Annotated in this window: 14 protein-coding genes; 13 read left to right on the forward strand and 1 reads right to left on the reverse strand. The window is 53.6% G+C overall.

Features of this window, described 5'->3' with window-relative positions:
* The first annotated feature begins 6 nt into the window (after positions 1–6).
* The 4 genes from kefG to slyD all read left to right on the forward strand — a co-directional run bounded on the left by kefG (position 7) and on the right by slyD (position 3,261).
* The gene (gene kefG / locus ABLV08_RS06600) at positions 7–570 is read left to right on the forward strand and encodes a glutathione-regulated potassium-efflux system ancillary protein KefG (protein WP_015369408.1); all 564 of its coding nucleotides are present in this window, start codon (positions 7–9) and stop codon (positions 568–570) included.
* A complete protein-coding gene (gene kefB / locus ABLV08_RS06605; protein WP_015369409.1) occupies positions 557–2,362 on the forward strand; it encodes a glutathione-regulated potassium-efflux system protein KefB in 1,806 nt (601 codons plus the stop codon). The genes kefG and kefB overlap by 14 nt, the downstream gene beginning before the upstream one ends.
* A gap of 13 nt (positions 2,363–2,375) precedes the next feature.
* A complete protein-coding gene (locus ABLV08_RS06610; protein WP_004106389.1) occupies positions 2,376–2,576 on the forward strand; it encodes a YheV family putative zinc ribbon protein in 201 nt (66 codons plus the stop codon).
* Between the two features lie 94 nt (positions 2,577–2,670).
* A complete protein-coding gene (slyD, locus tag ABLV08_RS06615) occupies positions 2,671–3,261 on the forward strand; it encodes a peptidylprolyl isomerase (RefSeq protein ID WP_015369410.1) in 591 nt (196 codons plus the stop codon).
* 57 nt (positions 3,262–3,318) lie between these two features.
* Here slyD and ABLV08_RS06620 read toward each other — a convergent pair whose 3' ends face one another.
* Positions 3,319–3,537, reverse strand: a complete 219-nt coding sequence (locus ABLV08_RS06620; protein WP_015703644.1) for a protein SlyX — start codon at positions 3,535–3,537, stop codon at positions 3,319–3,321.
* Between the two features lie 221 nt (positions 3,538–3,758).
* Here ABLV08_RS06620 and fkpA point away from each other — a divergent pair, with 221 nt between their 5' ends.
* The 9 genes from fkpA to ABLV08_RS06665 form a co-directional block, all read left to right on the forward strand.
* A complete protein-coding gene (gene fkpA, locus ABLV08_RS06625; RefSeq protein WP_015369412.1) occupies positions 3,759–4,577 on the forward strand; it encodes an FKBP-type peptidyl-prolyl cis-trans isomerase in 819 nt (272 codons plus the stop codon).
* Between the two features lie 166 nt (positions 4,578–4,743).
* A complete protein-coding gene (locus ABLV08_RS06630; protein ID WP_004868391.1) occupies positions 4,744–5,466 on the forward strand; it encodes a transcriptional regulator in 723 nt (240 codons plus the stop codon).
* On the forward strand, positions 5,466–5,852 hold the full coding sequence (gene tusD / locus ABLV08_RS06635; RefSeq protein WP_348855677.1) for a sulfurtransferase complex subunit TusD: 387 nt from the start codon (positions 5,466–5,468) through the stop codon (positions 5,850–5,852). The genes ABLV08_RS06630 and tusD overlap by 1 nt, the downstream gene beginning before the upstream one ends.
* Positions 5,852–6,211, forward strand: a complete 360-nt coding sequence (gene tusC, locus ABLV08_RS06640; protein ID WP_015369414.1) for a sulfurtransferase complex subunit TusC — start codon at positions 5,852–5,854, stop codon at positions 6,209–6,211. Before tusD ends, tusC begins: the two co-directional genes overlap by 1 nt.
* A 7-nt stretch (positions 6,212–6,218) precedes the next feature.
* Entirely contained in the window at positions 6,219–6,506 is a 288-nt protein-coding gene (gene tusB, locus ABLV08_RS06645) for a sulfurtransferase complex subunit TusB (RefSeq protein WP_045375910.1), read from the forward strand.
* A 124-nt stretch (positions 6,507–6,630) separates the two neighbouring features.
* Positions 6,631–7,005, forward strand: coding sequence for a 30S ribosomal protein S12 (rpsL, locus tag ABLV08_RS06650; RefSeq protein ID WP_000246815.1), 375 nt, complete (start codon positions 6,631–6,633; stop codon positions 7,003–7,005).
* A 95-nt stretch (positions 7,006–7,100) separates the two neighbouring features.
* Complete coding sequence (gene rpsG / locus ABLV08_RS06655; protein ID WP_015369416.1) at positions 7,101–7,571, forward strand: 30S ribosomal protein S7; 471 nt, start codon at positions 7,101–7,103, stop codon at positions 7,569–7,571.
* A gap of 96 nt (positions 7,572–7,667) precedes the next feature.
* A complete protein-coding gene (gene fusA, locus ABLV08_RS06660) occupies positions 7,668–9,782 on the forward strand; it encodes an elongation factor G (RefSeq protein WP_015369417.1) in 2,115 nt (704 codons plus the stop codon).
* Between the two features lie 69 nt (positions 9,783–9,851).
* On the forward strand, positions 9,852–10,050 hold a 199-nt coding region (locus ABLV08_RS06665; RefSeq protein WP_000031657.1), incomplete at its 3' end, for a GTP-binding protein.

Consider the following 10,050-nt stretch of genomic DNA (forward strand, 5'->3'; position numbering starts at 1 on the left):
AGGGGAATGATGTCTCAGACAGCGAAAGTGTTGCTGCTGTATGCCCACCCAGAATCTCAGGATTCCGTGGCCAACCGGGTTTTGCTTGAACCGGCCTTACAGTTGCCGAATGTCACCGTGCACGATCTTTATGCGCACTATCCAGATTTTTTTATTGATATCGCCCATGAGCAGGATCTCCTGCGTCAGCATCAGGTGATTGTTTTCCAACATCCACTGTATACGTGGAGCTGCCCGGCATTGTTGAAAGAGTGGCTGGACCGGGTGCTGAGCCGCGGCTTCGCCAGCGGCGCGGGAGGAAATCAACTTGCGGGAAAGTACTGGCGTAGCGTGATCACCACCGGCGAGCCGGAGAGCGCTTACCGCCGCGATGCTAATCGCTATCCGATGAATGATATTCTGCGCCCTTTTGAGTTAACGGCCGGCATGTGCCGCATGCACTGGCTGAGTCCAATTATTGTCTACTGGGCGCGCCGACAGCGGCCGGAAGATTTGCAAAGCCACGCCCGCGCATATCGCGATTGGCTCGCGAATCCTGTTGCTACAGGAGGCGTCAATGGCGGGAGCTGATTTGCTATTAGCGGGGGTACTGTTTTTGTTTGCCGCCGTGGTGGCGGTACCGCTGGCGGCCCGGCTGGGCATTGGCGCCGTGCTCGGCTACCTGTTGGCCGGGATTGCGATTGGCCCGTGGGGGCTTGGCTTTATTAGCGATGTGGATGAAATTCTCCATTTTTCCGAGCTGGGCGTCGTATTCCTGATGTTCATCATCGGCCTTGAGCTTAATCCGGCCAAACTGTGGCAACTGCGCAACTCGATATTCGGCGTCGGCGCGGCGCAGGTGCTGTTTAGCGCAGCGATCCTTGGCGGATTGCTGGTGGTCACCGGGTTTTCGTGGCAGGCGGCCGTGGTGGGCGGTATTGGGTTAGCAATGTCCTCTACCGCGATGGCGCTGCAGCTGATGCGCGAGAAGGGAATGAGCCGTAACGAATCCGGCCAGCTGGGCTTTTCAGTTCTGTTATTTCAGGATTTAGCGGTGATCCCGGCGCTGGCGCTGGTCCCGCTGCTCGCCGGACACGGCGACGATAACTTCAACTGGATGTCGGTGGGGATGAAGGTGCTGGCTTTCGCCGGCATGCTGATTGGCGGCCGTTTTCTGCTGCGTCCGGTTTTCCGTTTTATCGCCGGTTCCGGCGTGCGTGAGGTATTTACCGCCGCCACGCTGCTGCTGGTGCTGGGTTCCGCGCTGTTTATGGACGCCCTGGGGCTGTCAATGGCGCTGGGGACGTTTATCGCCGGCGTGCTGCTGGCGGAAAGCGAATATCGCCACGAGCTGGAAATCGCTATTGAGCCGTTTAAAGGCTTGCTGCTGGGGCTGTTTTTTATCTCCGTCGGCATGGCGCTGAATCTTGGCGTGCTATATACCCATCTGTTGTGGGTCGCGCTGAGCGTCGCCGCGCTGGTGGCGGTTAAAGCGTTGGTGCTTTATGTATTGGCCCGGCTATATGGTTTGCGCAGCTCCGAGCGCACGCAGTTCGCCGGCGTATTGAGCCAGGGCGGCGAGTTCGCCTTTGTTCTCTTTTCCATGCCGGCTTCGCAGAAGCTGTTCCATAACGATCAAATGGCGCTGCTGCTGGTTACCGTAACCTTATCGATGATGACCACGCCGCTCCTGATGAAGGTCATTGATAAAGTGCTGTCGCGACGGCTTAACCCGGCGGAGGATACCGATGAGGCGCCATGGGTCGAGGATGATAAGCCACAGGTGATTATCGTTGGCTTCGGGCGTTTTGGTCAGGTGATTGGGCGCCTGCTGATGGCCAATAAAATGCGTATTACCGTGCTTGAACGCGATATCAGCGCGGTCAACCTGATGCGCAAATATGGCTACAAAGTCTATTTCGGCGATGCGACGCAGCTTGAGCTGCTGCGTTCGGCGGGGGCGGAAGAGGCGCAGTCTATTGTGATTACCTGCAACGAGCCGGAAGATACCATGAAGCTGGTGGAGATGTGCCAACAGCATTTTCCCCACCTCCATATTCTGGCGCGTGCGCGGGGGCGCGTAGAGGCGCATGAGCTATTACAGGCCGGCGTGACGCAATTCTCGCGAGAAACCTTCTCCAGCGCCCTGGAATTGGGGCGCAAGGCGCTGGTGACCCTGGGAATGCATCCGCATCAGGCGCAGCGCGCGCAGTTGCACTTTCGACGCCTCGATATGCGAATGCTGCGCGAGTTAATGCCAGTGCATACTGATACCGTACAGATATCCCGCGTGCGGGAAGCCCGGCGGGAGCTGGAAGAGATTTTTGAGCGTGAAATGCAGAAAGAAAGCCGGCAGCTGGACGGCTGGGACGAGTTTGAATAGAAGGTAGAACAAAATGGCGGTACGTAAACGTTTTATTGCCGGCGCAAAATGCCCGGCGTGCCAGGCGCAGGATTCACTGGCGATGTGGCGCGAGAATAATGTCGATATTGTTGAGTGCGTTAAGTGCGGACATCAGATGCGCGAGGCCGATAAAGAGGTCCGCGAGCACGTTCGTAAAGAAGAGCAAGTGATCGGCATTTTTCATCCGGACTAGCGTTATCTGTCGCCTTTTTTTAAGCTAAAGGGTACACGGCTGCAGAATTCCGCTACAATCTGCGCCACTATTCTTCCCATGCTCAGGAGATATCATGAAAGTAGCAAAAGACCTGGTGGTCAGCCTGGCCTATCAGGTACGTACAGAAGACGGTGTGTTGGTTGATGAGTCTCCGGTGAGTGCGCCGCTGGACTACCTGCATGGTCACGGTTCCCTGATTTCCGGCCTGGAAAACGCATTAAACGGCCACGAAGTGGGCGACAAATTTGATGTCGAAGTCGGCGCGAATGACGCGTACGGCCAGTATGACGAAAACCTGGTTCAGCGCGTTCCTAAAGACGTTTTCATGGGCGTTGACGAACTGCAGGTTGGCATGCGCTTCCTGGCTGAAACCGACCAGGGTCCGGTACCGGTAGAAATCACCGAAGTCGGCGACGATTTCGTGGTGGTTGACGGCAACCACATGCTGGCTGGCCAGAATCTGAAGTTCAACGTAGAAGTTGTCGCCCTGCGCGAAGCCACTGCAGAAGAGCTGGAGCACGGTCACGTACACGGAGCTCATGGCCACGATCACGATCATGACCACGGTCATGACGGTTGCTGCGGCGGCCACGGCCACGATCATGGTCACGACCATGAACACGGCAAAGGTGGTTGTGGTAACGGTGGTTGCGGTTGCCACTAATGGCGTCGCGTTCGCGCGAATAGCCAAAAAAGCGGGGAAACCCGCTTTTTTTACGTCTCAATAATGCGGTGGCGGCGTCTCTTCAGACTGTGACGCGATGTGCGACGGCTGTGTCGCTTTCAATTTTTCGATTACCAAGCGCATATGTTCGCGCATTTTGGCCATTTCTATTTCATGCGCCGTGACGGTTTTGTTGAGGTCCTCGATGGTGATCTCCTGAAACGCCAGTCGGCTTTCCAGTTCCGCCAGACGCGTCTCCATTGTGCTATCGTTCATAGGTCGCCTCTTCTGTCTTGTTTGCGGGCGGATTCTACTCAAGTTTCCGCGTTAACGCAGCATCGGAACGTCAGAGAGGAAACTAATTCATACAAAAATAGTCTGAAATGAGGCGATATTCAGGTAGGTCCGTATGTAGATTTGTTCTGCAACGTTCTATAGTACGTTTTTTGCTTTTTATGATAACCCTGGGGTGAGATGCCCCGGCCCTGGAGAAATGGATGAAATCACTGTTTAAAGTAACGCTGCTGGCGACCACGATGGCCGTTGCCCTGAATGCACCGCTGACCTTTGCTGCCGATACCGCAGCGAAAGCTGCACCGGCGGCGGACAGCAAATCGGCATTTAAAAATGACGATCAAAAATCCGCTTATGCGCTGGGTGCATCCCTCGGCCGTTACATGGAAAACTCCCTGAAAGAACAAGAGAAGCTGGGTATCAAACTGGATAAAGACCAGCTGATCGCCGGTGTGCAGGATGCGTTTGCCGATAAGAGCAAACTGTCCGACAAAGAAATTGAAACCACTCTGCAGTCCTTTGAGACCCGCGTGAAAACCGCCGCTCAGCAGAAGATGGAAAAAGATGCGACCGAGAACGATGCCAAAGGCAAAGCGTTCCGTGACGCCTTCGCTAAAGAGAAGGGCGTGAAAACCTCTAAATCCGGCCTGATGTATAAAGTCGAGAAAGCCGGTACTGGCGATGCGCCGAAAGACAGCGATACCGTCGTGGTGAACTACAAAGGTACGCTGATCGACGGTAAAGAGTTCGATAACTCTTACACCCGCGGCGAGCCGCTCTCTTTCCGTCTTGATGGCGTTATTCCTGGCTGGACCGAAGGCCTGAAAAACATCAAAAAAGGCGGCAAAATCAAGCTGGTTATCCCACCAGATCTGGCCTACGGCAAAACTGGCGTTCCGGGTATCCCGGCTAACTCTACGCTGGTATTCGATGTAGAACTGCTGGACATCAAACCGGCTCCGAAGGCTGATGCTAAGCCAGAAGCCGCTGCCGAAGCACCGGCTGCAGACGCTAAGAAGTAATCTGCTATAAGCCGCCGCCTTCAGGGGCGGCGGCTTTTTTATTGGCTGCAGATATAATTAAAACTGGAAAATTCCTCAGGCGCTGTATTACTTTAGATAGCTTAATAATGATGATGAGCCTGCCCTGACGATAACGACAGGCTCCTGAAAAGGAGTGCTTTTTTACATGTCCAGGTCGCTTTTAACCAACGAAACCAGCGAGCTTGACCTGCTGGATCAACGTCCTTTCGACCAGACCGACTTCGATATCCTAAAATCCTATGAAGCGGTGGTGGACGGGTTAGCGATGCTCATTGGTTCCCATTGTGAAATCGTGCTGCACTCACTGCAGGATTTAAAATGCTCCGCTATTCGTATCGCTAACGGTGAACACACCGGCCGCCAAATTGGCTCGCCGATTACCGATCTGGCGTTACGTATGCTGCACGACATGACGGGAGCGGATAGCAGCGTATCGAAGTGCTATTTTACCCGCGCGAAAAGCGGTGTGCTGATGAAATCGGTGACTATTGCCATTCGCAACCGGGAACATCGGGTGATTGGTCTGCTTTGTATCAACATGAACCTTGATGTTCCGTTCTCGCAGATTATGAGCACTTTCATTCCGCCGGAGACGCCGGAAGTCAACTCGCAGGTCAACTTCGCCTCGTCGGTGGATGATCTGGTGGCGCAAACGCTGGAGTTCACCATTGAAGAGGTGAATGCCGATCGCAACGTATCGAATAACGCGAAAAACCGCCAAATCGTACTGAATCTATACGAGAAAGGCATCTTCGATATCAAAGATGCGATTAACCAGGTAGCCGATCGCCTGAATATCTCTAAACACACGGTGTACCTCTACATCCGCCAGTTTAAAAGCGGAGATTTCCAGGGGCTCGATAAGTAATGCGTTTTGCCATCACCGTAACCGAGCCTGCCTACGGTACTCAGCAGGCCAGTAGCGCGTGGCAGTTTGCGCAGGCGGTTATTAACGCAGGGCATGAACTGGCCTGCGTATTTTTCTATCGTGAAGGGGTCTACAACGCCAATCAGCTGACGGCCCCCGCCAGCGATGAGGTAGACCTGGTGCGTCACTGGCAGCGCCTGCATGATGAACATGCCGTTGCGCTGCACATTTGCGTGGCAGCCGCGCTACGCCGCGGCGTGACCGATGAACGCGAAGCGCAGCAGCTTGGTTTGCCGGCGCATAATCTGCAGCCGGGCTTCACCTTAAGCGGGTTAGGCGCGCTGGCTGAAGCGTCGTTAACCTGCGATAGAATGGTACAGTTCTGATGAAACGCGTGGCTTTCGTATTTTCTTCCGCGCCGCACGGCAGCGCAGCCGGTAGGGAAGGGCTGGACGCCTTACTGGCGACCTCGGCCCTCACCGACGACCTCGGCGTTTTTTTTGTCGGTGACGGCGTGTTTCAGATTATCCCTGGCCAGCAGCCGGGAAAAATCCTCGCCCGTGATTATATCGCCACCTTCAAGCTGTTATCGCTGTATGACATCGAACAGTGTTGGTTATGCGCGGCGTCTGCCCGCGAGCGCGGCCTGGCCGCCGATACGCCGTGGGTGGTGGATGTAGAAAGCCTCGAGCCAGAAGCGCTGCGCGCCCGGCTTGATGAGTTCAACGTGATTCTTCGATTCTGAGGCCCAGATGCTCCACACTCTAAGCGTCTCCCCCTGGCATGTCGATATCGACGCGATGCTACGTCTGGTGAAGCCAGGCGATGATCTGCTACTGCTCTCCGATGGCGTGGTCGCGGCGATTGACGGCGGCCGTTTCCTTGAAATCCTGCAATCCGCCCCCATAACCCTACATGCTCTGCAAGACGATATCGAAGCCCGCGGGCTGGCTGGTCAAATTGCGGACAGTGTCGTCAGGGTTGACTATACTGATTTCGTCAGTCTTACGGTCAAACATGAAGGTCAGTTGGCCTGGTAATGGCGGGATCGTTGTATATTTCTTGACACCTTTTCGGCACCGCCCTAAAATTCTGCGTCCTCATATTATATGAGGCGATTTATTACGTGTTTACGAAGCAAAAGCTAAAACCAGGAGCTATTTAATGGCAACAGTTAACCAGCTGGTACGCAAACCACGCGCGCGCAAAGTTGCAAAGAGCAACGTGCCGGCGCTGGAAGCCTGCCCGCAGAAACGTGGCGTATGTACTCGCGTATATACCACCACTCCTAAGAAACCGAACTCCGCACTGCGTAAAGTTTGCCGTGTGCGTCTGACTAACGGTTTCGAAGTCACCTCCTACATCGGTGGTGAAGGTCACAACCTGCAGGAGCACTCCGTGATCCTGATCCGTGGCGGTCGTGTTAAAGACCTTCCGGGTGTTCGTTACCACACCGTTCGTGGTGCGCTTGACTGCTCCGGCGTTAAAGACCGTAAGCAGGCTCGCTCCAAGTACGGCGTGAAGCGTCCTAAGGCTTAATGGTTCTCCGTTAAGTAAGGCCAAACGTTTTATATTAATGTCAAACTAAACTCTTTGAGTTTTGGACAATCCTGAATTAACAACGGAGTATTTCCATGCCACGTCGTCGCGTCATTGGTCAGCGTAAAATTCTGCCGGATCCGAAGTTCGGATCAGAACTGCTGGCTAAATTTGTAAATATCCTGATGGTAGATGGTAAAAAATCTACTGCAGAAACTATCGTATACAGCGCGCTGGAGACCCTGGCTCAGCGCTCTGGTAAAACTGAACTGGAAGCCTTCGAAGTTGCGCTCGAAAACGTGCGCCCGACTGTCGAAGTTAAGTCCCGCCGCGTAGGTGGTTCTACTTATCAGGTTCCAGTTGAAGTACGTCCGGTTCGTCGTAATGCCCTGGCAATGCGTTGGATCGTTGAAGCTGCTCGTAAACGCGGTGATAAATCCATGGCTCTGCGCCTGGCGAACGAACTCACTGACGCTGCAGACAACAAAGGTACTGCAGTTAAGAAACGTGAAGACGTTCACCGTATGGCCGAAGCCAACAAGGCGTTCGCACACTACCGTTGGTAATCCCTTCGGAGTCATAGTCACCAGGCGGGCGTTTCAGATGAGTCGCCCGCTCTGGATAACTTAACTGAACGCCTAAAGAAATAAACGAGGAATCAAATGGCTCGTACAACACCCATCGCACGCTACCGTAACATCGGTATCAGTGCGCACATCGACGCCGGTAAAACCACTACTACCGAACGTATTCTGTTCTACACCGGTGTAAACCACAAAATCGGTGAAGTTCATGACGGCGCCGCTACCATGGACTGGATGGAGCAGGAGCAGGAACGTGGTATCACCATCACTTCCGCTGCGACTACTGCATTCTGGTCTGGTATGGCTAAACAGTATGAACCGCACCGTGTAAACATCATCGACACCCCGGGGCACGTTGACTTCACTATCGAAGTAGAACGTTCCATGCGTGTTCTTGATGGTGCGGTAATGGTTTACTGCGCAGTTGGTGGTGTTCAGCCGCAGTCTGAAACCGTATGGCGTCAGGCAAACAAATATAAAGTTCCACGCATTGCGTTCGTTAACAAAATGGACCGCATGGGTGCGAACTTCCTGAAAGTTGTTGGTCAGATCAAAACCCGTCTGGGCGCGAACCCGGTTCCGCTGCAGCTGGCAATTGGTGCTGAAGAAGGTTTCACCGGTGTTGTTGACCTGGTGAAAATGAAAGCCATCAACTGGAACGAAGCTGATGCAGGCGTTACCTTCGAATACGAAGATATCCCGGCTGACATGCAGGAACTGGCTGACGAATGGCACCAGAACCTGATCGAGTCCGCTGCGGAAGCTTCCGAAGAGCTGATGGAAAAATACCTGGGTGGCGAAGAACTGACTGAAGAAGAGATCAAAAAAGCTCTGCGTCAGCGCGTTCTGAACAACGAAATCATCCTGGTAACCTGTGGTTCTGCGTTCAAGAACAAAGGTGTTCAGGCGATGCTGGATGCGGTAATTGATTACCTGCCATCCCCGATCGATGTTCCGGCAATCAACGGCATCCTGGACGACGGTAAAGATACCCCGGCTGAGCGTCACGCAAGCGACGAAGAGCCGTTCTCTGCACTGGCGTTCAAAATCGCTACCGACCCGTTCGTTGGTAACCTGACCTTCTTCCGTGTGTACTCCGGTGTGGTTAACTCTGGTGATACCGTACTGAACTCCGTGAAAGCTGCACGTGAGCGTTTCGGTCGTATCGTTCAGATGCACGCTAACAAACGTGAAGAGATCAAAGAAGTTCGCGCGGGCGATATCGCTGCCGCTATCGGTCTGAAAGACGTAACCACTGGTGACACCCTGTGTGACCCGGATGCGCCGATCATTCTGGAGCGTATGGAATTCCCTGAGCCGGTAATCTCCATCGCCGTTGAGCCGAAAACCAAAGCTGACCAGGAAAAAATGGGTCTGGCTCTGGGTCGTCTGGCTAAAGAAGACCCGTCATTCCGCGTATGGACTGACGAAGAGTCTAACCAGACCATCATCGCCGGTATGGGTGAACTGCACCTCGACATCATCGTTGACCGTATGAAGCGTGAATTCAACGTTGAAGCGAACGTCGGTAAACCTCAGGTTGCTTACCGCGAAGCGATTCGCCAGAAAGTTACCGATGTTGAAGGTAAACACGCCAAGCAGTCTGGTGGTCGTGGTCAGTACGGTCACGTTGTGATCGACATGTACCCGCTGGAGCCGGGCTCTAACCCGAAAGGTTACGAGTTCATCAACGACATTAAAGGTGGTGTAATCCCTGGCGAATACATCCCGGCCGTTGATAAAGGCATCCAGGAACAGCTGAAAGCTGGTCCGCTGGCTGGCTACCCGGTAGTTGATATGGGTATCCGTCTGCACTTCGGTTCTTACCACGACGTTGACTCCTCTGAGCTGGCGTTTAAACTGGCCGCTTCTATCGCCTTTAAAGAAGGCTTTAAGAAAGCGAAACCAGTTCTGCTTGAGCCGATCATGAAGGTTGAAGTAGAAACTCCGGAAGAGAACACCGGTGACGTAATCGGTGACTTGAGCCGTCGTCGCGGCATGCTGCGCGGTCAAGAATCTGAAGTAACTGGCGTTAAGATCCACGCTGAAGTTCCGCTGTCTGAAATGTTCGGATATGCAACTCAGCTGCGTTCTCTGACCAAAGGTCGTGCATCATACACCATGGAATTCCTGAAGTATGATGATGCGCCGAACAACGTTGCTCAGGCCGTTATTGAAGCCCGTGGTAAATAATCCACAGGATTAAAACCTAAGTCCCGTGCTCTCTCCTGAGGGGAGAGCACTATAGTAAGGAATATAGCCGTGTCTAAAGAAAAATTTGAACGTACAAAACCGCACGTCAACGTTGGTACTATCGGCCACGTTGACCATGGTAAAACTACTCTGACCGCTGCAATCACCACCGTACTGGCTAAAACCTACGGCGGTGCTGCTCGCGCATTCGACCAGATCGATAACGCGCCGGAAGAAAAAGCTCGTGGTATCACCATCAACACTTCCC

The organism is Klebsiella sp. CN_Kp088 (assembly GCF_040064335.1).
Taxonomy (GTDB): Bacteria; Pseudomonadota; Gammaproteobacteria; order Enterobacterales; family Enterobacteriaceae; genus Klebsiella; species Klebsiella aerogenes.

Bases quoted from the DNA above. Each gene is read 5' to 3' on its own strand.
- slyD (WP_015369410.1), top strand. From the start codon at position 2,671: ATGAAAGTAGCAAAAGACCTGGTGGTCAGCCTGGCCTATCAGGTACGT.
- fusA (WP_015369417.1), top strand. From the start codon at position 7,668: ATGGCTCGTACAACACCCATCGCACGCTACCGTAACATCGGTATCAGT.
- ABLV08_RS06630 (WP_004868391.1), top strand. From the start codon at position 4,744: ATGTCCAGGTCGCTTTTAACCAACGAAACCAGCGAGCTTGACCTGCTG.
- tusB (WP_045375910.1), top strand. From the start codon at position 6,219: ATGCTCCACACTCTAAGCGTCTCCCCCTGGCATGTCGATATCGACGCG.
- tusC (WP_015369414.1), top strand. From the start codon at position 5,852: ATGAAACGCGTGGCTTTCGTATTTTCTTCCGCGCCGCACGGCAGCGCA.
- kefB (WP_015369409.1), top strand. From the start codon at position 557: ATGGCGGGAGCTGATTTGCTATTAGCGGGGGTACTGTTTTTGTTTGCC.
- tusD (WP_348855677.1), top strand. From the start codon at position 5,466: ATGCGTTTTGCCATCACCGTAACCGAGCCTGCCTACGGTACTCAGCAG.
- rpsL (WP_000246815.1), top strand. From the start codon at position 6,631: ATGGCAACAGTTAACCAGCTGGTACGCAAACCACGCGCGCGCAAAGTT.
- fkpA (WP_015369412.1), top strand. From the start codon at position 3,759: ATGAAATCACTGTTTAAAGTAACGCTGCTGGCGACCACGATGGCCGTT.
- kefG (WP_015369408.1), top strand. From the start codon at position 7: ATGATGTCTCAGACAGCGAAAGTGTTGCTGCTGTATGCCCACCCAGAA.
- rpsG (WP_015369416.1), top strand. From the start codon at position 7,101: ATGCCACGTCGTCGCGTCATTGGTCAGCGTAAAATTCTGCCGGATCCG.
- ABLV08_RS06620 (WP_015703644.1), bottom strand. From the start codon at position 3,537: ATGAACGATAGCACAATGGAGACGCGTCTGGCGGAACTGGAAAGCCGA.
- ABLV08_RS06610 (WP_004106389.1), top strand. From the start codon at position 2,376: ATGGCGGTACGTAAACGTTTTATTGCCGGCGCAAAATGCCCGGCGTGC.